Origin of the sequence: Brevibacterium sp. Mu109 (assembly GCF_900169375.1) — a bacterium.
GTDB lineage: Bacteria > Actinomycetota > Actinomycetes > Actinomycetales > Brevibacteriaceae > Brevibacterium > Brevibacterium yomogidense_A.
In genome coordinates this window covers 114,612-140,177 of record NZ_FXZF01000006.1, presented here as the reverse complement: position 1 = coordinate 140,177, position 25,566 = coordinate 114,612, and the positions used below count along the sequence as shown (strand labels likewise).

Annotated in this window: 23 protein-coding genes; 11 read left to right on the top strand and 12 right to left on the bottom strand. The window is 68.9% G+C overall.

The features are described from left to right. Window positions 1-328 precede the first annotated feature (328 nt). Window positions 329-1,600, top strand: coding sequence for a C4-dicarboxylate ABC transporter substrate-binding protein (locus BSP109_RS05540; protein ID WP_180959623.1), 1,272 nt, complete (start codon window positions 329-331; stop codon window positions 1,598-1,600). Window positions 1,601-1,783: 183 nt separating this feature from the next. Here the strand turns inward: BSP109_RS05540 and BSP109_RS05535 are convergent, their stop codons facing one another. From BSP109_RS05535 to BSP109_RS05520, 4 genes are all read right to left on the bottom strand, one after another. After that, window positions 1,784-2,797: an NAD(P)-dependent oxidoreductase gene (locus BSP109_RS05535; protein WP_101599665.1), complete on the bottom strand. Its 1,014-nt coding sequence runs from the start codon at window positions 2,795-2,797 to the stop codon at window positions 1,784-1,786. 26 nt (window positions 2,798-2,823) lie between these two features. Then, the gene (locus BSP109_RS05530; protein WP_101599656.1) at window positions 2,824-5,769 is read right to left on the bottom strand and encodes an alpha/beta fold hydrolase; all 2,946 of its coding nucleotides are present in this window, start codon (window positions 5,767-5,769) and stop codon (window positions 2,824-2,826) included. Window positions 5,770-5,776: 7 nt separating this feature from the next. Next, window positions 5,777-6,811, bottom strand: coding sequence for a 3-oxoacyl-ACP synthase III (locus tag BSP109_RS05525; RefSeq protein ID WP_101599655.1), 1,035 nt, complete (start codon window positions 6,809-6,811; stop codon window positions 5,777-5,779). Window positions 6,812-7,102: 291 nt separating this feature from the next. Next, window positions 7,103-7,681 carry a dienelactone hydrolase family protein gene (locus BSP109_RS05520; protein WP_101599664.1) on the bottom strand — a complete coding sequence of 193 codons (579 nt, stop codon included), beginning with the start codon at window positions 7,679-7,681 and terminating at the stop codon, window positions 7,103-7,105. Between the two features lie 116 nt (window positions 7,682-7,797). On the opposite strand from BSP109_RS05520, the gene BSP109_RS05515 reads away from it, so the two are divergent. Next, complete coding sequence (locus BSP109_RS05515; protein WP_087009160.1) at window positions 7,798-8,559, top strand: sulfite exporter TauE/SafE family protein; 762 nt, start codon at window positions 7,798-7,800, stop codon at window positions 8,557-8,559. A gap of 63 nt (window positions 8,560-8,622) precedes the next feature. Here the strand turns inward: BSP109_RS05515 and BSP109_RS05510 are convergent, their stop codons facing one another. Further along, entirely contained in the window at window positions 8,623-9,228 is a 606-nt protein-coding gene (locus tag BSP109_RS05510) for a TM2 domain-containing protein (RefSeq protein ID WP_087009158.1), read from the bottom strand. Window positions 9,229-9,387: 159 nt separating this feature from the next. On the opposite strand from BSP109_RS05510, the gene BSP109_RS05505 reads away from it, so the two are divergent. Further along, window positions 9,388-10,233, top strand: coding sequence for an enoyl-CoA hydratase-related protein (locus tag BSP109_RS05505; RefSeq protein ID WP_101599654.1), 846 nt, complete (start codon window positions 9,388-9,390; stop codon window positions 10,231-10,233). 144 nt (window positions 10,234-10,377) lie between these two features. Here the strand turns inward: BSP109_RS05505 and BSP109_RS05500 are convergent, their stop codons facing one another. Beyond that, window positions 10,378-10,869 (bottom strand): MarR family winged helix-turn-helix transcriptional regulator, encoded by a 492-nt coding sequence (locus BSP109_RS05500; protein ID WP_087009154.1) that lies wholly within the window; start codon window positions 10,867-10,869, stop codon window positions 10,378-10,380. A 171-nt stretch (window positions 10,870-11,040) separates the two neighbouring features. Here BSP109_RS05500 and BSP109_RS05495 point away from each other — a divergent pair, with 171 nt between their 5' ends. Both BSP109_RS05495 and BSP109_RS05490 read left to right on the top strand, forming a co-directional pair. Further along, entirely contained in the window at window positions 11,041-11,943 is a 903-nt protein-coding gene (locus BSP109_RS05495; protein WP_101599653.1) for a polysaccharide deacetylase, read from the top strand. Between the two features lie 15 nt (window positions 11,944-11,958). Continuing rightward, window positions 11,959-12,876 carry an MBL fold metallo-hydrolase gene (locus BSP109_RS05490; protein ID WP_101599652.1) on the top strand — a complete coding sequence of 306 codons (918 nt, stop codon included), beginning with the start codon at window positions 11,959-11,961 and terminating at the stop codon, window positions 12,874-12,876. Window positions 12,877-12,987: 111 nt separating this feature from the next. Here the strand turns inward: BSP109_RS05490 and BSP109_RS05485 are convergent, their stop codons facing one another. Together BSP109_RS05485 and BSP109_RS05480 are read right to left on the bottom strand one after the other, a co-directional pair. Continuing rightward, window positions 12,988-13,953 (bottom strand): hypothetical protein, encoded by a 966-nt coding sequence (locus BSP109_RS05485; protein WP_101599651.1) that lies wholly within the window; start codon window positions 13,951-13,953, stop codon window positions 12,988-12,990. A gap of 258 nt (window positions 13,954-14,211) precedes the next feature. After that, entirely contained in the window at window positions 14,212-15,225 is a 1,014-nt protein-coding gene (locus BSP109_RS05480; protein ID WP_256970415.1) for an NUDIX hydrolase, read from the bottom strand. A gap of 247 nt (window positions 15,226-15,472) precedes the next feature. Here BSP109_RS05480 and BSP109_RS05475 point away from each other — a divergent pair, with 247 nt between their 5' ends. The 5 genes from BSP109_RS05475 to cls all read left to right on the top strand — a co-directional run bounded on the left by BSP109_RS05475 (window position 15,473) and on the right by cls (window position 20,242). Further along, complete coding sequence (locus tag BSP109_RS05475) at window positions 15,473-15,934, top strand: MaoC family dehydratase (RefSeq protein WP_087009121.1); 462 nt, start codon at window positions 15,473-15,475, stop codon at window positions 15,932-15,934. 28 nt (window positions 15,935-15,962) lie between these two features. Beyond that, a complete protein-coding gene (locus tag BSP109_RS05470) occupies window positions 15,963-17,153 on the top strand; it encodes an acyl-CoA dehydrogenase family protein (protein ID WP_101599650.1) in 1,191 nt (396 codons plus the stop codon). Window positions 17,154-17,188: 35 nt separating this feature from the next. Then, window positions 17,189-17,932 (top strand): 3-oxoacyl-ACP reductase FabG, encoded by a 744-nt coding sequence (fabG, locus tag BSP109_RS05465; RefSeq protein WP_087009117.1) that lies wholly within the window; start codon window positions 17,189-17,191, stop codon window positions 17,930-17,932. Window positions 17,933-18,044: 112 nt separating this feature from the next. Continuing rightward, window positions 18,045-18,644, top strand: a complete 600-nt coding sequence (locus BSP109_RS05460) for a protein-L-isoaspartate O-methyltransferase (protein WP_256970414.1) — start codon at window positions 18,045-18,047, stop codon at window positions 18,642-18,644. Between the two features lie 104 nt (window positions 18,645-18,748). After that, the gene (gene cls, locus BSP109_RS05455) at window positions 18,749-20,242 is read left to right on the top strand and encodes a cardiolipin synthase (protein WP_101599649.1); all 1,494 of its coding nucleotides are present in this window, start codon (window positions 18,749-18,751) and stop codon (window positions 20,240-20,242) included. Between the two features lie 111 nt (window positions 20,243-20,353). Here cls and BSP109_RS05450 read toward each other — a convergent pair whose 3' ends face one another. After that, window positions 20,354-20,704 (bottom strand): hypothetical protein, encoded by a 351-nt coding sequence (locus BSP109_RS05450; RefSeq protein ID WP_087009114.1) that lies wholly within the window; start codon window positions 20,702-20,704, stop codon window positions 20,354-20,356. Window positions 20,705-20,825: 121 nt separating this feature from the next. Here BSP109_RS05450 and BSP109_RS05445 point away from each other — a divergent pair, with 121 nt between their 5' ends. Beyond that, a complete protein-coding gene (locus tag BSP109_RS05445; RefSeq protein ID WP_179207193.1) occupies window positions 20,826-22,232 on the top strand; it encodes an FGGY family carbohydrate kinase in 1,407 nt (468 codons plus the stop codon). A gap of 219 nt (window positions 22,233-22,451) precedes the next feature. Here the strand turns inward: BSP109_RS05445 and BSP109_RS05440 are convergent, their stop codons facing one another. The 3 genes from BSP109_RS05440 to BSP109_RS05430 all read right to left on the bottom strand — a co-directional run bounded on the left by BSP109_RS05440 (window position 22,452) and on the right by BSP109_RS05430 (window position 25,565). Then, window positions 22,452-23,402: an electron transfer flavoprotein subunit alpha/FixB family protein gene (locus BSP109_RS05440; protein ID WP_087009111.1), complete on the bottom strand. Its 951-nt coding sequence runs from the start codon at window positions 23,400-23,402 to the stop codon at window positions 22,452-22,454. A gap of 48 nt (window positions 23,403-23,450) precedes the next feature. Continuing rightward, entirely contained in the window at window positions 23,451-24,239 is a 789-nt protein-coding gene (locus tag BSP109_RS05435; RefSeq protein WP_087009109.1) for an electron transfer flavoprotein subunit beta/FixA family protein, read from the bottom strand. A gap of 87 nt (window positions 24,240-24,326) precedes the next feature. Continuing rightward, window positions 24,327-25,565: a CoA transferase gene (locus BSP109_RS05430; RefSeq protein WP_101599648.1), complete on the bottom strand. Its 1,239-nt coding sequence runs from the start codon at window positions 25,563-25,565 to the stop codon at window positions 24,327-24,329. Window position 25,566: the final 1 nt, after the last annotated feature.

Genomic DNA, 25,566 nt, shown 5'->3' with positions numbered 1-25,566 from the left:
CGATCTCCTCATGGGGGCCGGGCATGGACCGTGTGGTCGATGCCGTTCTCCCAGCGGTCACGACCCGGGCGCATCAGCTGGGACGGTGGGGGAGGGACCCGCGTTGATAGCTGATTGAACGATCGTTCCAACTCTTGAAAGTGGATGCTGCCTGCATTAGTGTTCTGTACCACGGCAGTCTTGCCGAACGATCGGTCAGTATCTCGACGTAGAGATACTCGCGGATCAGCCTCTCCAGCGGTTCACCGATGGCAACGGTTCGTTGCTCCATCGGCAAATGACCGACGGGTCCCGTTCCGACCGCATTCAACGAAGAGTGGAGAACTCATTGCACACCCCTATCACGCGCACGCTCGCCGTCCTCAGCGTCGTCGCACTCACCGGTCTCGCCGGCTGTGCCGGCTCAGCGGGGTCCGCGACCGCGGAGTCGGAGTCCGGAGCGGGCGTCGACTTCGGAGCGTCGCCCGAGGAGTATCAGGAAGCGCTCGCTGACATGGAGCCGGTCACCCTGACGTACCAGCCCGGCGCTCAGTCGGCTCAGGGCCACACGGGTGAGGCCGAACAGGGCTTCATCGATCACGTCGCAGAGATGTCCGGCGGCAAGGTCACCCTCGACCCGGTGTGGGGACAGGCGATCGCTGCGTTCGATGAGGTCACGGAAGCCGCGGCGGACGGTCGCATCGACATCGGAGTCGAGATCCCGATCTACACTCCCAGCAAGTACGAGGCGGTCAATGAGCTGATCAACCTCGCACCGGGGCCGCCTGCGAGTCCCTATGTCACGGAGGTCTCCACGACGGCCGCGATGATGGAAGTCGCCTGGAACACTCCGGAGATCATGGACAACTACGAGTCCATGGGTGTGAGCGTCCTGCGTCCCGTGATGTTCGAGACCTCGAATGCGCTCATGTGCGCAGAGCCGGTGACGAGCCTCGACGACTTCTCGGGCAAGCAGATCCGGGTGGGCTCCGCAGCGGACCTCGCGATCGTGGAGAGCATGGGAGGGTCGCCCGTGTCGATGCCGTTCGTGGAAGCCTACGAGGCACTCCAGCGCAATACCATTGACTGCACTCTGGGCGGCATGAGGATCGGCGCCGAATACGGCTTCCTCGAGGTCGCGCCGCACGTGACGCTGCCGTCCGATGCGGCGTGGGGTCGCAGCCCGACCGCTGTGGTGGCCGGTCCCGGATATCAGGAGCTGCCGCTGGCGGCGCAGCAGGTGATCTTCGATGCCTACGCGCAGAGCAATGCGCGGAGCCTGGAGGCGTCAGTGGCCTTCAACGCGGACGCCGTCGACATGATCGGGGAGAACGGCGGAGAGATCCGACGGCTCGGCGACGACGGGGAGGAAGCGCTGTCCGGTGCGATCGACGACCTCCGCGCGGAGACCGTCGGGTCGACTGCGCTGGACGGCGAAGACGTGTCGAACCGTCTTGACGAGGCCTATGACAAGTGGCTCGCGATCGCTGAGGAGGAGGGCCACGTGGACACCGGCGACTACGTCGGGTTCGCAGAGGACTTCGCCTCCGAGCCGGTGGACCTCAGCACCTACGGCGAGCGGATGTTCGAGGAGATCTACCTGCCGCATCGCCCGAGCTGAGCACTCAGACCAGCACTCAGATCCGCGAAACGCCGGTTGCGTGTTCGAGACACCGCGCTAGAACACGGTGTCTCGAACACGCAACCGGCGACTCGTCGGGAGGTGCACTCGTCGCTAGGCGCACCCGGCAGGAGACGCACTCGGCGGTTCGGCAGGAGGCGCACTCGGCAGGAGACGCACCTGTCAGACGGTCACGCCGCCGTAGTGCTCCGCCAGCCTCGCGAAGCCCTCCTCCATGGAGACGCGCGGCGTCCACTGGAGGACCTCGCGCGTGCGGCGCTGGTCGAACCAGTGCGCCGTCGACAGCTGCTCCGCGAGGAACCGGGTGAGCGGCGGCTCCCCGTCTCCCGCGTCCTTGGCGGACTGGGGCAGGCGGGTCCAGATCGCCTCGACGGCGGTGCCCGCAGACAGCCCGACTCCGGTCGGCACGCGCAGCACGGGAGGCTGTGCCCCGCCCGCCACGGCCAGACGGCTCAGCAGCTCACCGATCATGCGCGGCTGCCCGTTCGTCACGACCAGCGCCTCGCCGTGCACGCGCTCCAGCGCCGGGAGCGCCGCGAGGATCGCATCGACGGCGTTCTCCACGTACAGCATGTCGACGAGCGCGGCCCCGTCGCCCAGGATCGGCATCCGTCCCGCACGCGCGCGGTCGATGATCCGCTCCGTGAGCTGGGTGTCGCCGGGTCCGAACATGAGGTGCGGGCGCAGCGCGAGCACCCGGAAGTCGTCCGTGTCAGCGTCCAGAGCCAGGAGCTCACCGGCCGCCTTGGTCCGCGCGTAGTCGCCCCGCGCACGGGCGGGACTGGCAGGGCTCGCCCCGTCGCCCATGAGTGCCGATCCCGCATGCGCGACCGACGGCGAGGAAATGTGAACCCAGCGCGTCACCCCCGCCTGCTTCGAGGCGGTCAGCAGAGTGCGCGTGCCCTCGATGTTGACCGCGTCGAACTCGGCCGGATCGCCGGCCATCGACACCTTCGCGGCCAGGTGGATCACCGCGTCGACCGACGGCAGCTCCGCCCCGCCGCTCAGGGCATCGCCGACCGCACCGGCGTCTGTGACTGACCCCTGGACGTCGCGCGCCCCGTCGACCCCGGAGGGCCTGCGCTGCAGCGTCGTCACGGTGTGCCCGAGCTCGACGAGCCCGCGGGCCACCGAGGACCCCAGGAGGCCCGAGGCCCCGGTCACCAGTACGTGCATCGGCTCGTCTGCCGCAGGAGAGTTCGTCACGGGGTGCCCGCCTTTCCTCCGGCCAGCACGCGTTCAGCCCAGCGGGCCAGGCGGGTCCGGTCGATCTTCGAGTTGTGGCGGATATCGGTGGGGAACGTCTTCGTCACGAGCACCGCCGCGACGTCGGCACCGGTCCTCTCCGCGACGATGTCGCGGACCAGTGTGTTCAGCGCGAGCGACGCGGGCCCCTCCTTCACCTGCGCGGCGACGTCAGCAGACGGCTCCACGATGATGACGAGCGCCTGCGTGCCGGCCGGGCCCACGCCCACGGCCGCTGAGCGGTAGACGTGGGGCAGGGTGTCGACGACGGCCTCGGGCCCACCGGGTCCCAGCGGTCCCGCGGGAGGTGTGATGAGGTGCTGGACGCGGCCCTCGAGCCACACCCGCCCTGAGACGTCGATGTGGCCGATGTCGTTCGTGCGGTGCCACAGGAGCCCGTCGACGGTGTCCCGGGCGGCCTCGCGATCCGTCTTCCACAGTCGGTCGTAGCCCGCCTTGGAATGCGCGGCGTGGACGACGAACTCGCCCAGGATCCCGCGTGCCTCCGCACCTTCGAGCAGCTGCTCCGACGGGGTGCCAGATGCGTCGATGGGAGCCAGGGCCACCCGCACGCCGTCCACCGGACGGCCGACGCACACGCCCTGGGCGCCTCCCTGGGCGCCGCCCTGGCCGCCACCGCTGTCCGCCAGTGCGTCCGCGACCTCGGCCCGTTCGATGTCCGTGAGCAGCAGGCCCTCGGTCATGCCGTAGGGGGAGCGGATCGCCGCGTTCGGGAACAGGCCCGCGAGCTCGTCCATGAGGGCCAGCGGCACGGGTGCGCCGGCGGACAGGGCGAGCGTGATGCGGGACAGCGACTCGCGCTGGACGGCCGTGAGCTCATGCGCCGTCGCGACGATGTTGTGGTACGCCGCCGGCGAGGCGAAGACCATCGTCGCCTCCCCGTCGATGACGGCGTTCGCCAGCGCGTTCGCGGTGAGCGTGCGCGGCTTGGTCACCTCCATGTCCGGAGTGATCGACACGGTCGAGATGCCCGGCCCCAGCAGGGCGAAAGGCGCGAACCCGGCGACCAGCGAGGTCCCCGGACGCACCTGGAAGAAGTCCCTCAGCACGCCCATGAGCGCGGCCATCCGAGCGTGCGTGTACCGCACGCCCTTGGCCGGACCCGTGGATCCGGAGGTGAAGAGGATGGCAGCGTCCGCGTCCGGGTCCGGCAGGGGGACCCGGTCCGGTGAGACGACAGTGCCCGAGGCGGAGGCCGGGGTGCCGTCCGCAACGAGTTCCTCGATGCTCGTCTCCACATCCAGGAGGCGACGCTGGACAGCGCCCATCGCGTCGACGCTGATGCGGCGGCCGGGCCAGCCGGCGACGCGCGAGAGGGTGAGGCCGGGGACGGCGCCGATGATCCACTGCGGATCCGCTGACTTCACCGCGCGTGTCATGCCCTTCGGCCCCAGGCCGGCGTCCGCGACGACGGCGACGCCGCCGGCGCGCAGGACCGCGTACAGCACGATCGTGAGGTCGTTGCCCGGAGGCACGAGCATCGAGACGCGATCACCGGGCTGCAGGCCGAGGTCGTGGAGACCCTCCGCGATCGCACGGACCCGATCGTTCACCTCGCGCCAGGTGAGCTTCGCAGGCGGATTCTGAGACATGTCGACGCTGGCCAGAGCGTCGGAGGCGGCATTCTCCTCGAGCGCGGTGAACATGAAGCGCTGCGCGGCGGCCGCAGACTGGTCTGCGACTGCGGACGAGGAGGCCGACGAAGCAGCCGAGGCTCCGGCGCCGACCGCAGCGGCCGGTGCCGTGTCGGCGGACGAGTCTGTGGCCTCGGCGGCGGTGGCCTGGACGGTGTCGCCGCCAGCAGTGCCGTCGGGGAACTGCTGGGCGAGCCAGTCCAGGGCGACGCCGTGCATGTCCTCCTGCTCGCTGAGCATGTGACCGGACTTCTCGAACCGGTGCAGGTCAGCCTGCGGCAGGCGCTGGCGCAGGTCGCGCAGGAACCGCTCGATGAACACGGGGTCCTTGGGGCCCCACAGGATGAGGGCGGGCTTGCTCAAGCCTGCGATGTCCTCGCCCAGCTGCACGAGCTCCGAGTACGACGGGTGCGTGTCCGGATGCGGGATGTCCGCGACGAATCCGCCGATCCCGCCGCGACGGGAGGCCGAGAGGTAGGGAGCGCGGAATCCGGCCCGGGCGGCCGGCGACAGCGAGTCGCCCGCCAGTGCCAGGGTGGCCCGGAGGAACAGGTCCGTGTGCACCGTGGAGGTGGGCAGCGCCGGACCCGCGAGAACGGCGGTGAGCGACGCGGGCAGAGGCTTGTCCGCCGCCTGGTGCACCGCGGTGTTGAGTGTGATCGCCGCAGCGACGCGGTCCTGGTTGCGAGCGGCCCACGTGAGCGAGATGATCCCGCCCCAGTCATGGCCGATCGTCACGACCTGGTGGGATTCGCCCTCCGCCAGCAGTGCTGTCACGACGGCATCGAAGTCGGCGACCCGGTCGGCGATCCGGCGGATGCCCGCGTCGGCCGGGCGCGGTGCGCGGTCGTGGGGGAGGCGCTCGGAGAAGCCCATGTCCAGGTGGTCCGGGGCGATGACGCGCCAGCCGCGTTCGAACGCCTCGGCTGCCAGGTGCCGCCACAGGTAGGACCAGGTGGGGTTGCCGTGCGCGGCGACGATGGTGCCGACGGGGGCAGTGCCGGCCGCCTGCAGAGCGGGTCCGGTGTCCAGGACGTGAAAGGTGCGGGGGCCGTCGAGGGTGTCGACGGTGAGGAGTCGCGACCACGCCGGGTCGAGTCCGTCGAGAGGAGCGCCCACGGCCTCGTGCGGCAGCTGTGCCTCTGCTGCCGGGATCCCCGATCGGGAAGACGACGGGGGGACTGGGCGCGGATTGGGCAGGCCGGGGAGGCCGCTGCGGGTGGAGGGGCCGGAGGCGCTCGGGTTCATGGAGAGGTCACCACTCGATCTCTGTCAGGGCGGCGTTGAGGCCGCTGCCCACGCCGATGGTGAGGACGCTGTCGCCCTTCTGCAGCGTCTCCGCCTGCCGCGCGAGCGTGATCGGCAGGGCTGCGGGGCCCACGTTGCCGAGCGTGGGGAAGCTGAGGGGAACGCGGTCCACCGGCAGGTCGAGTGCCTTGACCAGTGCGTTCGTGTGGCTGGAGGACACCTGGTGCGTGACGTAGCTGGTCATGTCAGTCCAGTCCCAGCCGTCCTGCGCGGCATCCGTCCAGGCGTCCATGACGAGGCCGACGCCGTTGTCCATGAGGGCCTTGGAGTCGGTGTACATGCCGTCCCAGCCGCCCACGCACAGTTCGTGGTTCCAGGTGGCCGCGCGGGTGACTCCACCCTTGATCCGGTGGCCCTCCGGGTGCGCGTCTGCGCGTCCCAGGACGGCGCCGACCGCTCCGGAGCCAAGAGTCAGCGACGCGAACTCCTCGAGGTACTCGGCGCGCGTGATCCCCTCGCGGTGGAGGTGGCGGACGGTGTTCTCCCGCAGGCGGGAGGTCTCCTCTGCCGCGACGACCATCGCGTAGTCGATCTGGCCGGCGTCGATGAGTGTTGCCGCCATCGTCATGCCGTTGACGAAGCCCAGGCACGCGTTCGTGATGTCGAAGTTCATCGCCTGAGTGCCCAGTCCCAGCTCGTTGTGGACGGACACCGCGACGGACGGCTCCAACGAGGCGCGGGACACGGAGCCGTTGATCAACAGCCCGATCTGCTCGCGTTCGATGCCCGCCTGCTCCAGTGCCAGGCGACCGGCTTCCGCGCTTCCCTTGATGAAGCCGTCCGGGGTGTCCCACTGGCGGCGGGATTCGACGCCCGCGACGCGCTGGAACAGTCCGGTGGGCAGCCCCAGCTTCGTGAGCACATCGCCGAGCTCCGCATCGAGCTCGTCGGAGGTGACCACGACGGGTGCCTCGACCTCTGCGATTCCCAGGAGCGCGACGTTCTGGTGCCGGAAGGTGGTGTTGCCGTTCATCTGGTTCATGCCGTTCAAGAGGTCCGTTCCGTGTCGGGTCTGTGCTGAGCGGCCCGAGGGGTGTGCTTCCGGTGCTGATCGCGACGGTGCTGCGACCAGCGAGGACGCCGGGGCCGAGGGGCAACGGCTGTGCTCCGGCCGGCGGGGGAGAGGGGTGCTGCTGAAGCACGGTCGGCTGAAACGAGGTCGTGGCCCGGATACATCTTAGTATCCGGGAGGTCGTTCACGTTTCAGCGGTCTATCAGGTGTGACCGGACGAACAGCTGGGCGCCGTCTGCAGCCCCGATCTCAGCCGGGTCCTCAGCCCTCGTCGAGGTCGGTCAGCAGGCCCAGCACCCGATCCCACATGAGGTCTGCCGATTCCTTCACATAGTCCGGCTTCGTCGGATCTGCGAACAGGTGCGAGGCGCCCGGGTACAGGTAGTGCTCCGTGCGTGCCCCGGCGCGAGCCGCGGAGCGGAGCAGGTGCTCCGGCATGCCCTCATCGATCCAGGGGTCATCGACCGAGTAGTGCATCTGCAGGGCGCAGTCCGCGGGCCACTCGACCGGCTTGGCCTCACCGCCGGCGTGGAGGAGGACGGCCGCCCGCACGCGGAGGTCCTTCTTCCCCAGCCGCTGAGCCATCGCGGAGCCCAGGGAGATCCCCGCGGCGACGACGGGGCCCTCGATGTCCTCGATAGCCTCATTCACGCGGTCGACCAGCGTGCGGAAGCCGACCTCATCGCGGTAGGCGATGCCCTGCTCCGCCGAATCGAAGGTGCGTCCGTCGTAGTAGTCGGGGGTCGTGACGGTGTGGCCGGCGTCGCGCAGCGTCTGGGCCATCGCGTGGACGCCGTCGTCCAGGCCGACTGCGGAGTGGAAGAAGAGGATGTGGCTCATGCCACCATCCGACCACAGGTAGCGGCGGAGGTCCACTGAGATGATGCGCACCGAGCCGAGGTCCGATGGGTCGAGGTCCGCGGCATCGTCATCCGCCGAGGTCTAGGCTCGGTCGCGTGGATATCGGCATCGTGGTGATCGCTTTCCTCGCCGTCCTGGTCGGCGCGACGCTGCAGCGTCTGTCCGGCACCGGCGTCGGGCTGGTCGTCGCGCCCTGCCTCGCGCTGGCCATGGGGCCGCACGTGGGGGTGTTCGTCGCGAACTCGACGACGGTCGTGTCCGGATTCCTCATCATGTTCGCAGTGCTGAAGGACGTCGACTGGCGGCGCTGGGGCGTGTTCGCCGGCGTGGGGATCGTGGGTGCGCTGCCCGGGGCGCTGCTGGTGCGCGAGCTGTCTGCGGGGTGGCTCGACGTCATGATCGGCGGCGTCGTCCTCGTCGCGCTCGTCCTGACCTTCTCCGTGCCGCGGGTGCCGCACGTGACGGGCAGGCGCCTGCCCGTCCTCACCGCAGCGGCGGGTGCGGCGGGAGGGTTTCTGAACACGGCCTCGGGCGTGGCCGCTCCCGCGATGGTGATGTACTCCCAGTTCACACGCTGGCCGCAGCGGGACTTCGCGGCGACGATGCAGCCGACCTTCATGATGTTCGGCCTCACGTCCGTCCTCATGAAGCTGTTCACGGGGGCGACGACGGTGGAGCAGCTGCCGCATGCGGGGCTGTTCGGTGCGATCGTCCTGGCGGTCATCGCGGGCATCCGGTTGGGCGGGCTGCTGGCGCGGAGGGTGAGCGCGGGCAGTGCTCGGCGGGTGGCGATCGCACTCGCGGGAGCGGGGGCGCTCAGTGCGCTGGTGCGTGGAGTGCTCGCCCTCGTGGGATGAGCAGGTCAGTGATGTGAGCCGGTCAGTTGTGCGGTGGACGACCGGGCGGTCGATCCGGGGTGCTCAGCTGACGGTCGCGGACTCCACCGCGCCGAGCATGGCGAGGAGCGCTGCGAACACCGCCGCGATCGCCGCGAACAGCACGATGTAGACGACGATGACGAGTACGATCTGCGCGATGATGATGCAGACGGTCACCCAGATCGCCATCGTCCTGTTCTGCTCGTAGCCGGCGAGCGGCCGTCCCAGCGAATCCCGCATGGCCCCGGCCAGGATCATGATGAGGTCGATGAGGGCCCAGATGCCGAACCCGCCGCCGGTGAGGAGCTTGACGACGCCCAGGCCGGGCTGCCCCAGGTAGAAGCGGTCGATTCCCCACCCGCCCAGGAAGAGGGAGAGCAGCCACGTGGTGACGAATGACTTCAGCGGCGTGGCGTACGGGGTGTACCCGCTCGGGGCGCCGCCCGTCCCGTGCTGGGCATACGCCGAGTGTCCGTAGCTGGTCTGCGGGATGGAGGCGAGTGCCTGGTGCTGGGCCTGGGGGTGCTGAGGCTGGGGCTGGTGCTGCTGGGGTCCCCTCGCCTGTGCCCCGTAGTGGATCGTGCCCTGCGGGCCGGTGCCGCGACCTGCCGCGTACGGACCGGAGCCGAACTGCTGCTGCTGGCTCATGGGGACTCCCTGGGGTGTGTGCGAGTGGGGCTGTGCACCTATCGAACCACACGGGGACGCCGGAACGGGAGGGTGCGCTGTTGCAGGGCCGCAACACGCACGCCGCCGAGGCCGTGGGGCCGGGTAGTGTGATCTGCGACTCGACCTGAAGGAGACACCATGTCAGACACTGTCGTCCCCGCGCCGGACTCCTCCGCCGCGATGCCGCTCGGGACCGTGCGGGTGGAGCGGTACGGTCCCGTCGCGCACGTCGTGCTCGACCGGCCGGACTCGCTCAACTCGATCACGCCGGACATGTTCTACGACCTGCTGGACGCCGGTCGCGGCCTCATGGCGGACGAGGGTGTGAACGCCATCGTCATGCGGGGCGAGGGACGCGCCTTCTGCGCCGGGCTGGACATGGGGCAGTTCAAGAGGATCCTCGAGGGGACCATGGCCGGGACGCCGATCGATATGCCGGGGGCGTCTGCGGCGCTCGCCCAGCAGGCGGTCGAGGTGTGGTCGCTGGTGCCGGTGCCCGTCATCGCTGCGATCCACGGGCCCGCGCTGGGCGGCGGCTTCCAGTTCGCACTGGGAGCAGACATCCGCATCAGCACACCGGATGCCTCCCTGTCCGCGATGGAGATCGCGTGGGGCATCATCCCGGACATGATGGGCACGCAGCTGCTGCCCCGGCTCATCGGGCCGTCGCGTGCCAAGCAGCTGATCTTCACGGCGGAGACGATCACCGGTGAGCGGGCACTCGAGTGGGGCATCGTCGATGAGCTCGCGGAGGATTCCCTGGGGCGTGCGCACGAGCTCGCCGTGGAGATCGCGGACAAGTCCCGCTCCGCGCTCGTGTGGTCGAAGAAGCTGATCGACATGGCGGACACCGCGAGCCTCGAGGAGGGGCTCGCGGCGGAGCAGCAGGCGCTGAGCGAGCTGCGCGGCACTGACGAGCAGAAGCTCGCCGTGCAGAAGCGCATGGAGGTCCTCGCAGCGCGGAAGGCCGCCAAGCAGGGGTGACCGGGGCAGCGGTGGCCTGGGCGGCGGTGACCGGACGGCGGTGACCTGAGCTGGGGCCTCGGCGGGCGTGACGTGAACCGGGGCCACAGTGGCGGTGACCAGAGCTGGGGACCCGGTGGGGCCTCGGCAGGGGCGCGCGAGGGCTCAGATGCGGTCGGCGCGTCCGATGCGGGAGGGGACCAGCGCCTCGACGATGGAGGCGACCGAGTCGCCCAGCGCCCGCTTCTGCTCCTCGTCCAGCCCGTCGAAGACGTAGTTCCGGACCGCCTCGACGTGACCGGGTGCGGCCGCGACGACGCGGTCGTACCCGGCGTCGGTGAGGACGGCGAGGGTGTAGCGGCCGTCCACGGGGTCGGGGGTGCGGCGGACGAGCCCCGCCTTCTCCATGCGGGATACGACCCGCGACAGGTGCGAGAGCGTCATGTTCGTGACCGCTGCCAGCTCGCTCATGCGGAGAGTGCGGTCCGGGGCCATGGAGATCTGGGACAGCGAGTGGTACTCGACGAGGCTCATGCCGGCGTCGCGGCGCAGCTGGGCGTCCAAGCGGGACGGCAGCCACACGGTCATCGTCCACACCGACAGCCACGTCGAGGATTCGTCCGGCTCCAGCCAGCGGGTCTCATCGCGATTCGCCATAGCCTCACAGTATCAATTGCTTGATGTGGAAACTGCCGGGTGTCGTGGCTCACCTGCTGAGAAGTCGGTGTCCGAGTGGCCGCACGGCACGTAGCGTGGGAGGTGCGCCGGGGACGGCGCGGGAAGCGCCCCGTGCAGGGCGGTGAGTCTGTGACTGTGAGGAGCGGAATCGTGGCGAAGAAGATCTACGCATCATTCGGAGTGGACATCGACGCCGTCAGCGGGTGGCTGGGCTCGTACGGCGGTGAGGACTCGATCAACGACATCCAGCGCGGGATCTACGCCGGAGAGCTGGGTGTTCCGCGGCTGCTGAAGACGTTCCAGCGTGAGGACATCCGGGCGACGTGGTTCGTTCCGGGGCATTCGGCGGAGACGTTCCCCGACCAGCTGAAGATGATCGTCGACGCGGGCCACGAGGTCGGCGCGCACGGCTACTCGCACGAGAACCCCAAGGACATGACCGCGCAGCAGGAGAGGGACGTGCTGGAGCGATCCGTCGAGGTGCTCACGAAGGCCACCGGCTCCGCCCCGCGCGGGTACGTCGCACCGTGGTGGGAGATGTCCCCGCGGACCGCCGGCCTGCTGCAGGAGTTCGGCTTCGCCTACGACCACTCCCAGTCCCACGCCGACTTCGTCCCGTACTACGTGCGACTCGGCGAGACATGGACGAACATCGACTACTCGAAGGACGCGGCGGAGTGGATGAAGCCGCTGGTGTTCGGCGACTCGATCGACATGGTCGAGATCGCGGCGAACTGGTACGTCGATGACCTCCCGCCGATGATGTTCATCAAGGCCAGCGCGAACTCCCACGGCTTCGTGAACCCTCGCGACATCGAGCAGCTGTGGAAGGACCAGTTCGACTGGGTCTACCGCGAGCTGGACTACGGCGTCTTCCCGATCACGATCCACCCGGACGTGGCGGGCCGCCCCCAGGTGCTGCTGATGCTCGAGCGGCTGATCGAGTACATCGGCGGCCATGAGGGCGTCGAATGGGTGACCATGGGCGAGATCGCCGACGACTTCCGGAAGCGCTACCCGTTCGAGAGCGCAGAGCGTCCGCCGATGTACTGACGGCCTGCGGAGGCAGTGGACGACGATCGAAAGGGGAGCGGAGGCGACGTGGTGGACGAGACGGGGACTGAGGTGGTGCGGCTGGGTCCGCACACGGTGCAGCTGAGGCCGGAGAACGGCGGGAAGTATCCGTACGGGAATCCGCTCGTCGTGCAGGGAGCGGAGCGCACGGCGATGCTCGACGCCTGCCTCCATGCGGCGCCGGTCGACGTCGACCTCCTGCTCATCAGCCACTACCACGAGGACCACACGGTCGCTGCGGGCCGATGCGCGGGTGAGGTGTGGGTCCACGAGCGCGATGCGGAGGCCGTGCGCTCCGAGACGGAGTTCGCACAGGCGATGGCGGTTCCGGCGTCCCAGATGGACAGAATGCGCGAGGAGTTCCGCTGGTCACCCGTCCCGAGCGCCCAGGCGTTCGTGGACGGACACGTGTTCGACCTCGGCGGCGGTGTGCGGATCACCGCGCTCCATCTTCCCGGTCACACCCCAGGGCACTCGGGGTTCTTCATCGAGCCGGATGGCGTGGTGTTCCTGGGGGACGTCGACCTCTCCTCGTTCGGGCCGCTCTACAGCGACGCGGAGTCGCGCATCGCGGACTTCCGGGCGACGCTCGATCGCTGCGCCCAGATCGAGGCATCCGTCTATGCCGCGGCCCACCACAAGGGGCCGTACTGGGCCCGCGATGAGTACCTCGCGGCGCTGCGCGTGTACGCGGATGTGCTCGATGAGCGCGAGCGGAAGGTCCTGGACCTCGTGCGCGCCGGTGCGACGACGGCGGAGGAGATGGTGGGTCGGGGCGTCGTCTACCGCCCGGGCCGACGCCCTGCGTTCGCGGATCAGGTCGAGGTCAGCACGTGCGGGAAGCACCTGGTCGACCTGGTGGAGCGCGGGATCGTGGCGGTGGGGCCGGACGGCGCGCACACGATCGTGTGAGGGGGCTCGGCCCCATGGCGCTCATCCGGACGCCGCTTCCGTGCTCGATCGGCCGGTGCGGGCGACGGTGAACGGGGCACGGAGGTGGTCAATGGGTGTGTCACAGCGCGGTCATGCTGAGGTCCGCTGACTCGTGACGAATCGTCTGATGGCCAGGAACGGCTGGGGCGAGAACAGGTCCTTCCACGTCAGCTGGAAGACGCGGAATCCGGCGTTCCTGAGCGCGTAGTCGCGCCGTCGTTCCCGCTCGAAGGAGGAATCGCCGTCCTTGCCCGCATACTTCAGGGCACCGTTCACCTCGACGATGGCGTGCGCATCCTCGTCGAGGAAATCGGTGCGGGCGATGACGCGGCCCCTGCGATCGCGCACGACGACTTGAGCGGCGAACCCGGTGAGGCCGTGCTCGTGGAAGCGCACGGCGCAGACGGATTCTGCGGGGGACTCCCGTACTCCGTCCGCCAGGGCGATCGCTGTCCGGGTGCGCACGACACCGGGGTGCGTCCCCCGAGCCTCCAGGTGCTTTGCAAGGTCGGTCCGTGTCGTCATGCCGTGCCTCAGGGCGTGATCGATCATGGGCACGGAGACGTCGAGGTGATGGTCGGCGGCCACATCGAGGAGCGTGCGCGGCAGGGACGTGATGCGAAGACCGTGCCGGACGACGCGTGCACCTGCCACGCTGCGGTGACGGACATGAAGCGATGCGTACCGCCTGGATCGGGCCGGCCTGCTGACCTCCGCTGTGCTGACGACGGAGCGGGTCAGTGGAAGGCCCCACACGAGAGCCGCGGAGATGTGCGACAGCGCCGCGTCCTCGGGAAGGGACTCGCCGTACGAGGAGGCGAGCGCGCGCAGGAGCCGGGCATGTGCGGCGAGGCCGTTCTGCGGCGCGGATCCGTCTCCGGGTGACGGCCGCTGTGCGTGAGTGGTGTACGGGGAGTGCGCAGTATCGGCGCATCCGGGCAGCCGCACGTACGAGCCGCGCCGGACGACGCGGAGACAGCAGCCGACCGCTGCGGCGATGTGATTGCGAGTGAACCCCATGCGGGTGAGGTCGGTGCGTGTGAAGACATCGTCCATCCACCGAATGTCGCCCTCACGTGCGCATCCGGCAACCCCCGACGCGGACCTGTGGATGCAGAGGGGCTGAGCGGTGAGCCTGTGACGCATCGCGGTCCGCCATCCGCCTACTCGTCGCCGCTCGTTGCCCGCCGCTCGCCGCTTGCGTGTTCGGTTGACCGGTGTGGGCGGCGGCGAGCGGAGCACGGAAGCGGCGAACGGCGCCGGTTCAGCCGAGTACCGTCAGCCCGCGCACTGGCTCACCAGCCCCGCGCCGGCTCAGTGGATGCCGGGGATCACCGGGCGGATCGACTCGATCGTGCGCGATCCGTCAGCGGCGTGCGTGAGCACGGCCTCCAGCGACGCCATGGACTGCAATTCGGTCAGCAGGGCGAGCGTCGGCCGCATGAGGCGGTAGCGCCCTTCCGTCTCTCCGGTGAGCAGCTCGTCGACACCCAGCCATTCGGAGTTCGTGGCCTCCGTCGTCTGGTGCGTCAGTTCCACCAGCTCCTCGCCCGCTGCGAGGAAGAAGTACGTGTCGAACCGCTTGGTCCGGCCGGGAGGGGTCACGAGGTTCGCCCAGGGGTGCAGCAGCGCAGGGTCGATCCGCTGCCCGGTCTCCTCCTCGACCTCGCGGATCGCGCACGCCAGCAGAGTGCGGACACCCTGCGCGGCCTGCGCCTCCGATGCGTCGTCGGAGTCGGGCTGCGTTTCCGGTGCGACGAGGCTGTCGCCCAGCCCCACCGTCGACGCATCGGTCTGCCTCCACGCGCGCAGCTGCGACGCGAGGAGCTCCTCCTCCAGGCCGAGGCCGTCGGCGAGCTTCACGTCCTCGGGGTCGACGCGGCCTCCTGGGAACACGACGACGCCGGCTGCGAAGTCCATCGTCGTCACGCGGTGCTGCACGAACACCTCGAGACCAGCCGTCGCAGATTCGCGCAGCATGATGACGCTCGTCGCCGGGCGCACCGGGACGCTCTTCGAGTAGTCGAGCGGCGCTCCTGTGGACGAGTGGGTGGGCCGGCCTGCGGCATCGGTGCCGACCGTGCCCGTCGCCTCCGCGTGCGTCGTCACGGCTCCGCTGGATCTCCGGCCGACGTAGCCGCCGGAACTCCTGCTGTCGCCGTCGGCTCCACCGGAACTCCCGGCGTCGCCCCCGTCGCCGTTCGACGCTGCCTGCGCCTCCGACACGAGCTTCTCGTGGTCCGCCGGGGCGGACAGGTCCGCACGGTCGTCGCCATGGACGAGTGCGGCGAGGTCGAAGCCGTTCGTCGGCGCTGATTCGGAACTCATGGGTTCTCCTCCGTTCACGGCCCGCTTCCACGAGGGCCCTGGTGCCGATGCTATCCCCGGCGGGACGGTCGTTCGTTCAGTGTCCACGTTCCGTCCACTATCCGTCCGTGGGTGCCCAGGCGCCACCGCTGACAAACCGGTGGCCCAAACGCTACACTGTTACTGAAACAGTCTTAGGCGATATCGCATTTGTGCCTCAACAGAAAACAATCGTGCGGGTGTTCCGCGCGAGGGAACGGAGTACGCAATGGCGCGAGTCATCAATGGAGCAGCAGAGCTGGAGCAGCTGGTCGGCCAGGAGCTGGGTGCCAGCGAATGGGTCCAGATCGACCAGGAGCGGGTCAACCTCTTCGCGGATGCGACGGGCGACCACCAGTGGATCCACATCGACGAGGAGAAGGCCAAGGACGGCCCCTTCGGCGCGACGATCGCACACGGGTTCCTCACGCTGAGCCTGCTGCCGATGCTGGGTGCGCAGGTCACCGACGTGACCGGCATGAAGATGAAGATCAACTACGGCCTGAACAAGGTGCGCTTCCCCAACCCGGTGAAGGTGGGGTCGAAGGTCCGCGACGTGGTGAGCCTCAAGGAGGTCACGCGGAAGGACTCCGGCATCCAGGTCGTCATGAACCACGTCCTCGAGATCGAGGGGCAGGATCGCCCGGCCGCGATCGTGGAGGCCGTCACGCTGATGGTCGAAGAGGGCTGAGACGGAAGAGCAGGCAGGAAGAACGAGCATGGCACACACGAACCCGTATCCCGTGACTGAAGGCGTCGACGAGGAGACGCTGCAGGAGATCCTCGCGACCGTCCGCGCTTACGTGCGCGAGAAGGTCGTCCCGCGCGAGCTGGAGATCGAGGACACGGACGAGATCCCGCAGGTCGTCCGCGAAGAATCGGCGGAGATGGGCCTCTTCGGCTGGGCCATCCCGGAGGAGTTCGGCGGGCTGGGGCTCAACGCGCGCCAGGACGCACTCCTGTCGTTCGAGCTGGGCTACACCACACCGTCCTACCGCTCCCTGTTCGGCACGAACAACGGGATCGCAGGTCAGGTGCTGGTCAACTACGGCACCGATGAGCAGAAGCAGGAATGGCTGCCGAAGATCGCCTCCGGCGAGGCCATCGCCTCCTTCGCCCTCACGGAGGCGGATGCGGGTTCGGACCCGTCAGGTCTGACGACGAAGGCCGTCAAGGACGGCGACGACTACGTCATCAACGGCGCGAAGCGCTTCATCACGAATGCCGCGATGTCCGACGTCCTGATGGTCTTCGCGCGCACCGATCCGAACGCCCAGGGCTCGAAGGGCATCTCCGTCTTCCTCGTCCCGACCACGACCGACGGCGTCACAGTCGGTCCCAAGGACAAGAAGATGGGACAGGCCGGTGCCTGGACCTCGGAGATCTTCTTCGACGATGTCCGCGTCCCGTCCGCCTCGCTGGTGGGCGGTGAGGAGGAAGTGGGCTTCAAGGCCGCCATGGCCTCGCTCAACAAGGGCCGGCTCCACATCGGCGCGATCTGCGTCGGGCAGGCGACCCGCATCCTCGACGAGACCATCGAGCACGCGAAGAACGCCCAGCAGGGCGGTCGCCCCATCGCGGACTTCCAGTTGGTGCAGGCCATGCTCGCGGACATGTACGCGGATCTGCAGTCCGCCCGTGCGCTCGTGCTCGACTCCGCGCGGCGCTGGGACGAGGGAACCGACCGCAAGCTCGGGCCGTCGTCCTCCAAGCTCGTCGCATCGGAGATGCTCGGCCGCGTTGCTGACCTGGGCGTCCAGGTCCACGGCGGCATGGGCTACATGCGCGAGACCAGCGTGGAGCGCTTCTACCGCCACGCCCGCCTCTTCCGGATCTACGAGGGCACCTCGGAGATCCAGAAGCTCGTCATCGCCCGTCAGCTGCTCAAGGGCGCGCACAAGCAGAAGTGACGGCACCCCGCACACATCCTCAGAAGGAGACACACATGGCACTTCTCGAAGGCCGCACGGCCGTCATCACCGGAGCCGCCCAGGGGCTGGGCCTCGCGATCGCAGAGGCGTTCGTCGCTGAAGGCGCGAACGTCGTCCTGGGCGATCTCAACGAGGACGCGGTCGTCGAGGCCGCGAAGGGCCTCGGCGTCGGCGACCGTGCCATCGGCATGGCCTGCAACGTCGTCGAGCTCGAGCAGGTCGACGCGCTCGCCCAGAAGGCCGTCGAGGTCTTCGGCAGCCTCGACGTCATGGTCAACAACGCCGGCATCACGCGTGACGCGACGATGCGGAAGATGACCGAGGAACAGTTCGACCAGGTCATCGCCGTGCACCTGCGCGGCACCTGGAACGGGCTGAAGTCCGCATCGGGCATCATGCGCGAGCAGGAGAAGGGCGGCTCGATCATCAACGTGTCGTCGATCTCCGGCAAGGTCGGCATGCTCGGACAGACGAACTACTCCGCGGCGAAGGCCGGCATCGTCGGCATGACGAAGGCCGCCGCGAAGGAGGTCGGCTTCAAGAACGTCCGCGTCAACGCGATCCAGCCGGGCTTCATCAAGACGGCGATGACTGCGGCCATGCGCCAGGACGTCATCGACTCGAAGCTCGCGGAGATCCCGATGGGCCGTGCGGGCGAACCCTCCGAGGTCGCCTCCGTGGTCGTGTTCCTCGCGTCCGACATGTCCTCGTACATGTCGGGCACCGTCCAGGAGATCGCGGGCGGCCGCCACATCTGATCGGCGCTCTCCCCGGAGATCGCTGTGGACACCGGCTCTCACCGGACCGATGATGAAGGACATCAGCCGGTCTGCTGGGAGCCGGTGTCGTCTGCATACGGAGGTGAGTGCTGTGGCCGAGGTGTCCGAAGGAATCCGCGAGGCCATGGCCCGCCGTGTGCGCACGGACTTCCTGCCGCCGGACGTGCACCGCGGTGCGGGGGAGGACCGCCCACTCCCGATCGGCCACGGCCAGACGAACTCGCAGCCCAGTACCGTCGCCGTCATGCTGGCGCTGCTCGAGGTGCGGACCGGTCACCGGGTCCTCGACGTGGGCTCCGGCTCCGGCTGGACGACGGCGGTGCTCGGCGACCTGGTCGGGCCTGACGGCTCCGTGACGGGCGTCGAGCGCGTCCCCGCACTCGTGGACAGGTCCCGGCTCGCGCTCGCCGCGCAGCAGTCCTCCGGCGGGCCGATGACCTGGGTGGAGATCCGACAGGCGACCGAAGGCGTCCTCGGTGTCCCGGACCTCGGGCCGTTCGAGCGGATCCTGGTCTCTGCAGAGGCCGCCGAGGTCCCCTCGCCTCTGCTCGGCCAGCTCACTCCCGCTGGGGTGATGGTCGTCCCCGTGCGCGGAGAGATGCTGCGCATTCGACGCACAGGGCCGCGTCCGGAGGACCACGCGATCACCCGGCACGGCTCCTTCCGCTTCGTCCCACTCATCGAGGACTGACACCGGCACCTCGGCCGCCCGGGGCACGGACCACACCGGAACCGATAGGATTCCGGACAGCAGTGCAGGTGATCGCGGCGGTTGTTCGGGGAGGAGGCTGTCCTGTGGACCCGAGCGGAATTCTCGTGTGGATCCAGTCCGTCTTCCCTGCGTGGATCGCAGTCGCGCTCCTCGTCATCGACTTCTGCGTCCGCGTGGTCGCGCTCGGCACGATCCCGTATCGCAGGAAGCCGTCCGTCGCGCTCGGCTGGCTGATCCTCATCTTCATGATCCCCTTCGGCGGGATCCTCGTCTTCTTGGTCTTCGGCTCGCCGAAGCTGCCCGCGCGACGGCGGGAGAAGCAGCACGAGATCAACCAGCGGGTGAAGGCGGCGACCGGACATCAGGCGATCATCGGGACGTCGGATCACCTGATCGAGCCCCTCAGCACCGCCGCTCAGCTCAACTACGAGCTGGGTGCCCTGCCGATGGTGCACGGCAACGACTTCGAGCTGATCACCGATTCCGTGCACTGCATGGAGCGGATGACGGAGCAGATCGAGACAGCGCAGCACTACATCCACTTCGAGTTCTACATCGTCGCGCTCGATGACACGACGCGACCGCTGCTCGACTCGCTCATCGCCGCGCATCGCCGGGGAGTGGCGGTGCGGGTCCTCATCGACCACGTGGGCTCGATCGGCTACCCGGGGTACCGGAAGCTCGTGCGGACGCTCGACGACGCGGGGCTCATGTGGCGCCGCAGCCTCCCGATCCGCCCCTGGAGGGGCGAGTACCAGCGCCCGGACCTGCGGAACCACCGGAAGATCCTCGTCGTCGACGGGCAGACGGCCTTCACAGGCTCGCAGAACGTCATCCACCCCTCGTACAACAAGCGGAAGAACGTGAAGCGCGGGCTCATGTGGAAGGACCTCATGGTGCGGTGCACGGGTCCGATCGTCGACGAGCTGGACGCGGTGTTCGCCTCCGACTGGTATTCGGAGACGGACGACGCGCTGCTCGGCGAGTTCGACGAGGAGCTCGACGCACCGCCCGATTCGACCGGGATCATGGCGCAGGTCGTGCCGTCCGGCCCGGGCTTCGAGCAGGAGAACAACCTCCAGCTGTTCACCCACATCATCTACAACGCGAACCGCTCGGTCGTGATCTCGTCACCGTACTTCGTGCCGGACAACGCTCTGCTGACCGCTCTCAAGACGGAATCGCAGTCCGGGGTCGACGTGCGCCTGTACGTGGGTGCGACGGGCGACCACTGGATCACGGGGAAGGCGCAGGAGTCGTACTACGACGAGCTCGTCGAGGCCGGGGTGACGATCTACCAGTACCACTCGCCGACCGTGCTCCACTCGAAGTTCATCCTGGTCGATGACGAGGTGACGGTCATCGGATCCTCGAACATGGACGAGCGGTCGTTCGCGATGAACCACGAGGTCTCCCTCTTCATCGTCGACGAGGAGTTCACGCAACGGATGTACGCGCTGGAGCGCGACGACTACCAGCTCCACTCCGTCCCGCTCGATGCGGAGACGTGGCGGTCGCGCTCGTGGGTCCGCAAGTACGTGGAGAACGTGTGCCGGCTGGGCTCGTCACTGCTGTGAGCCCAGCACTGCATTGATCTCCGCTTGGAGCTCTGCTCTGAGAACCGCCGAGGCCGCCCGGAGATGACGGAGGCGCGCACCGTCGCAGGTGCGCGCCTCCGATCCACCGACTCAGACGGTCGGCGCGGGACCTTCGGCTTCGGGGTCGGTCGACGGGTCGGAGACGACGTCCGGATCCGCGCCGTCGACGGGCACCTCGTCGGCGTCGCCGTGTGTGAGGTCGGAGATCTTCTCCCGGCCTGCGGACACCGCGTCGGCGGCGGCCGACTGCACACCGGCTGCGACCTCCGGGGCCTTCTCGCGGACCGTGTCACCGGCCTTCTGGAACTGCTCCTGCACACGAGGATCCGACCACAGCTGGTCGACCTGTGCGCGCAGCTTCTCGTAGCTTGAGCGTCCCGAGTATGAGCCGAGCACGAATCCCACACCCAGGCCTGCCAGCAGAATCAATCGCTTCTTCACGCGTACCTCCCGATGGTCGTGCAGTTCACGATGAGTCTATCCCCCCACGTGACCAGCGCCATAGTGCGCGCCGTGCAGTGCCGGATGATCCGCTGTGCACTCCTCTCACTACGATGAAGCGGTGACCTCACATTCCACCGCATCCGACCGGACCGTCCTCGCAGTGGACATCGGGACCAGTCACATCAAGGCAGCGCTGATCGGCGCTGATGGGCGGATCAGAGCAGAGGCTCAGGCTCCTCTGACGACCGACCGCGGGCCCCACGGTGCGATGCGGCAGCACGTCGAGGAATGGCACGGCGCGCTGGGCGAGGTGATCGCCGCGTGCTGCGGCACGGCCTCATCGGCGTCGCAGCCCCCCGCCGCGATCACGCTCACCGGGCAGATGCAGGACCTCATCCTGGTCGATGAGCATGGCGATCCCACCCATCCAGTCGTCCTCTACTCGGACACGAGTGCCGCGCCCGAGCTCGTGGAACTGCTCGCGGCGAACCCCGCGTGGGCACCCGGCATCGCTGTCGCACCGGCCCCGGACCTCGACTCCGTCCCGCCCAAGCTCCTCCGCGTGGTGCGCACGGAGCCGGCCGCCGTCGCAGCGGCGTCCACAGCCCACTTCTCCGCGGCGGGGTGGGCGGCGCACGTCCTGTGCGGCGCCCACGTGTGCGACCGCGTCACCGCGAGCACGACCTCGGCGTACGACCCGCGCGCGGATGCGTGGATCGCTCTGCGGACGGCCGAGGACCAGCCCCTCGTTCCGTCGCACCTGGCGCTGCCTGAGCTCGTGGATCCCGGGGCGGTGGGACACGTGTCGCCCGAGGCCGCACGCATGTTCGACGTCCCCGCGGGGACGCCCGTCGTCATGGCTCTGGGCGACGCCGGATCCGCGACGGACGGGATGGTCGGCAGTGAGCCCGGAAGCGTGTACCTGCACCTCGGGACGACCGGCTGGGTCGCCTACATCGATCCGGAGCCCGCCGGTGACCTCCTGCGGCCCGCGGAGACCGGCGAACCGGTGGACCGCCATCAGCTCGCGCATCCCGCCGGGCATCTGGTGATCGCGCGGCTGCCGGAGGCGGGGGAGGCACTCGAGCATGCTCGCCGCGTCCTGCTCGGCACCACCGCACCGCATTCGGCGGCGGCCCACGACATCGCCGAGGCCGCACTCACCCGGGCCCTCGGATCCGCTGCCAGCGGCGATGCCGGGCTCGCTCGCGCGCAGGCCTACGCCGAGGCGGTCGCAGCCATGGCCGCGGAGGTCGCCGACCTGCTCGATCACCTGGATGCGAGGCCGTCGCGTCTGCCCGCGACCGGGGGAGTGGTGCGCTCGCCGGGGGTCCGCCGGATCCTCGAAGAGGCCGTGGGCGTCCCGCTCGATCTCATCCCCGACGTCGAAGCCGGGCTGGTCTCCTGCGCACGCACCGCGTTCGACGCGCTCGGCATCCGCCACAGCGTCGTGCCGCTGGTCCGTCGAGAGGTCACGGCTCAGTCGAAAGGTCACGGCGACCTCGGCGGCACCGACAACGGCTGACACGGCCCGGGAGGCGACCCGGAACGACCGGCAGCGCTCCCGGGCGGCGACCGGGGACACGCTGAAGGCCCAGGCGGCGGGGACGCACCGACCCCTGAGGGGGATGCGGACCCGACGCCCGGGCCTTCAAGACTGAACAAGTGTAGGAAGGACCGTCTCTCACTTCAAGCCGACGACGGCCCTGCCCACCGCCGAATCACAGGAGATTCGGCACGTCACTCACTTGCGTGCGTTGACCGCGTCGGTTGCCTGGGGGAGGACCTGGAACAGGTCGCCCACGACACCGAAGTCGGCGAGCTCGAAGATCGGTGCTTCGTCGTCCTTGTTGATGGCGACGATGTTCTTCGAGGTCTGCATGCCGGCGCGGTGCTGGATCGCACCGGAGATGCCGGCCGCCACGTAGAGCTGCGGCGACACGGCCTTGCCCGTCTGGCCCACCTGGTGGGAGTGCGGGTACCAGCCGGCGTCCACCGCGGCGCGGGATGCGCCCACAGCGGCACCGAGCGAATCGGCGAGTGCCTCGACGGCTGCGAAATCGCCGCCGGTGCCGCGTCCGCCGGACACGACGATCGCGGCTTCGGTGAGGTTCGGGCGGCCGGAGGCGGCCTTCTCCTCGACCTTGACGATGCGAGCGGTCTTCGCGGCGTCGGTCGGTGCGAACGACACGGCTTCGACGGTGCCGGCGGCCGCAGCGGGCTCCGGAGCAGTCGAGTTGGGCTTCACGGCGATGAACGGAACGCCCTGCGCCACCTTGCTGGTGACGTTGTAGGACGCGGCGAACACCTGCTGCGAGGCGGAGCCGTCCGCAGCGACGTCGACGGCATCGGTGATGATGCCGGAACCGGTCTTGATCGCCGCGCGGGCGGCGACCTCGCGGTCCTCCGCACCTGCGGTCACGATGACCGCGGCCGGCTGGCGCTCCTGCACGAGGGCTGCGAGCAGCTCTGCGTGTGCGGCGACGAGGTACTCCCCGTATGCCGGATCGGAGGCCACGAGGACCTTCTCCGCGCCGTGCTCACCCAGTGTGGTGGCCGCGGCCTCGCCGGCAGCGGCGTCGCCGACGAAGACGGCGACGGGTGTGCCGATGCGGCGGGCGAATGCGAGCAGTTCGAGCGTGGACTTCCGGACCTTGCCGTCCGCGTGGTCGACGAGAACGAGAACTTCAGACATAGTGCGCTTCTCTTCCTTCGCGTATGTGGTCGATGGTGGGCGGACGGCTCAGACGAGCTTCTTGGATGCGAGCCAGTCGACGAGCTTCTGCCCGCCGTCGCCCTCATCCGTGACGACCTCACCGGCGGTGCGGCCGGGGGCCGGTGCCAGTTCGATGATCTGCGTGAGCGCACCCGCGCCGCCGGCGGAGGCATCGAGGCCCAGGTCGCCCAGGTCGTACTGCGCGACAGGCTTCTTCTTCGCCTTCATGATCCCCTTGAAGGAGGGGTAGCGGGGCTCGTTGATCTGGTCCGTGACGGACACGAGCGCCGGCAGGGCCACCTCGACGTACTGCGAAGCGGTGTCGCCGTCACGGCGGATGGTCGCGGTGGTGTCCGTGACCTCGAGCGAGGAGCCCTGGGTCGCAGCGGGGCGGCCCAGCAGCTCCGCCACCATGGCGGGCACGACGGACATCTGGCCGTCGGTGGAGGCCAGGCCCGTGATGATGAGGTCGATGGGGCCCTCGTCCTCCTCGACCTTCTTGACGGTCGCGGCGAGGATCTTGGCGGTGCCCACGGCGTCGGCGCCGGAGATGGCGTCGTCGTTCACGTGCACGCCCTTGTCGGCGCCCATCTGCAGGGCCTTCCGCACGGCGTCCTTGGCATCGTCGGGGCCGACGGTGACCGCGATGGTCTCCGAGCCCTTGTCCTTGTCGGTGAGGTTCAGGGCCTCTTCAATGGCGTATTCATCGAGCTCGGACAGCAGGCCGTCGGTCTCACGATCGACGGTGTTGTCCGATTCGAAGGAGCGGTCGCCGGCGGCGTCCGGGACGTACTTGACAAAAGTGACAATCCGCATAGGGGTGATAAATCCTTCCTGGGAACCGCGTTTCCCCTTCCACGGCGCTGTGGCGCACCGCACTTCCGGGTCGGTCCCCTTACGTTATCAACTGTTCAGGACACCGGAGTCGGAGAGTCTTCCCAGCTCCGTCTGTGTGAGGCCCAGCTTCTCGCTGAGCACCTCGTGGGTCGCTTCGCCCAGGACCGTGGGCTGCTCGCCGGAGAGGTACTCCCCGTCGAATCTGATGGGGTTCGCACCGACGAGCATGTCGCCCAGCTGATCGGATGCGAGGCCCCGGATCACTCCGGTTCCAGCATCTTCCGATCCACCCGCCGCCGAGGCCCCGGCCGCCTCGCGGGCGACCTCCCCGATGCTGCGGTAGGGCGCCCACAGGACGCCGGAGCCAGCCAGCTCCGCGGAGACCTGGTCGAGCGTGCGTGCGGCGAACCACGGCTTGAAGAGCGCTTCGAGCGTCTCCCGCTGCGCGTACCGGGCCTCCTCCTGCGACAGGTCGATGCCAAGCGCAGTCTGGAGGGCCTCGATGACGGCGGTCATGCCCGTCGAATCGACGAGCGCCTGCCACTGCCGTCGGGTGATCGCTGTGATCATGACGGAGCGGTCATCGGACGTGGTGAAGTCCGTGCCGAACGTGCCGAAGATGTGATTGCCGTGCTTCTCGCGCTCACCGGCGGGCTGGAGCGCCTCCGTGTACCAGCCCAGGTTGGCGACAGCGGACAGGGCGATGTCCTTGAGCGCGATCTCCGCGTAGGTGCCCTCCCCGGTCGTCGACCGCTGGAGAAGACCGGAGACGACAGCGGTGACCGCGGCCTGCCCGCACAGCAGATCCCAGGCTGGCAGCGCGTGGTTGGCGGGCCTCGGCGATTCCGCCGGTCCGGTGATGCCGGGGATGCCGGTCTCCGCGTTGACGGTGTAGTCCACGCCCGGCCCGCCGTCGGCGGAGCCCTGCACCTTCACGTGGATGAGATCGTCGCGCTTGGCGCGCAGCACGTCGTCCGTGAGGAAGGAGCGGCCCACGTTGTTCGTGATGAAGATGCCGGTCTTCGCAGGTTCGTCACCGGTGGCGGTGATGAGCGACTGCGCGAGCTCCTGGCCCTCCTCGCTGCGGAGGTCGATCGCCACGGAGCGCTTCCCACGGTTGAGGGTGCCCCAGTAGATCGATCTCCCCTCCGCGGTGATGGGCCAGCGGTCGATGTCCGGCCCGCCCTTGAGCGGATCGATCTTGATGATCTCCGCACCCATCTGGCTGAGCGCCAGGCAGGCGGACGGCGCGGCGACGAACGAATCGTTCTCGACGACGGTGAAGCCTGAGAGGGGCTGCGCCATG

Coding starts and splice junctions, on each gene's coding strand:
- BSP109_RS05470 (WP_101599650.1), top strand. CDS start 15,963: ATGGCACACACGAACCCGTATCCCGTGACTGAAGGCGTCGACGAGGAG.
- BSP109_RS05475 (WP_087009121.1), top strand. CDS start 15,473: ATGGCGCGAGTCATCAATGGAGCAGCAGAGCTGGAGCAGCTGGTCGGC.
- BSP109_RS05530 (WP_101599656.1), bottom strand. CDS start 5,769: ATGAACCCGAGCGCCTCCGGCCCCTCCACCCGCAGCGGCCTCCCCGGC.
- fabG (WP_087009117.1), top strand. CDS start 17,189: ATGGCACTTCTCGAAGGCCGCACGGCCGTCATCACCGGAGCCGCCCAG.
- BSP109_RS05430 (WP_101599648.1), bottom strand. CDS start 25,565: ATGGCGCAGCCCCTCTCAGGCTTCACCGTCGTCGAGAACGATTCGTTC.
- BSP109_RS05520 (WP_101599664.1), bottom strand. CDS start 7,681: ATGAGCCACATCCTCTTCTTCCACTCCGCAGTCGGCCTGGACGACGGC.
- BSP109_RS05510 (WP_087009158.1), bottom strand. CDS start 9,228: ATGAGCCAGCAGCAGCAGTTCGGCTCCGGTCCGTACGCGGCAGGTCGC.
- BSP109_RS05440 (WP_087009111.1), bottom strand. CDS start 23,402: ATGTCTGAAGTTCTCGTTCTCGTCGACCACGCGGACGGCAAGGTCCGG.
- BSP109_RS05500 (WP_087009154.1), bottom strand. CDS start 10,869: ATGGCGAATCGCGATGAGACCCGCTGGCTGGAGCCGGACGAATCCTCG.
- BSP109_RS05435 (WP_087009109.1), bottom strand. CDS start 24,239: ATGCGGATTGTCACTTTTGTCAAGTACGTCCCGGACGCCGCCGGCGAC.
- BSP109_RS05535 (WP_101599665.1), bottom strand. CDS start 2,797: ATGCACGTACTGGTGACCGGGGCCTCGGGCCTCCTGGGGTCCTCGGTG.
- BSP109_RS05480 (WP_256970415.1), bottom strand. CDS start 15,225: ATGAGTTCCGAATCAGCGCCGACGAACGGCTTCGACCTCGCCGCACTC.
- BSP109_RS05505 (WP_101599654.1), top strand. CDS start 9,388: ATGTCAGACACTGTCGTCCCCGCGCCGGACTCCTCCGCCGCGATGCCG.
- BSP109_RS05525 (WP_101599655.1), bottom strand. CDS start 6,811: ATGAACCAGATGAACGGCAACACCACCTTCCGGCACCAGAACGTCGCG.
- BSP109_RS05485 (WP_101599651.1), bottom strand. CDS start 13,953: ATGGACGATGTCTTCACACGCACCGACCTCACCCGCATGGGGTTCACT.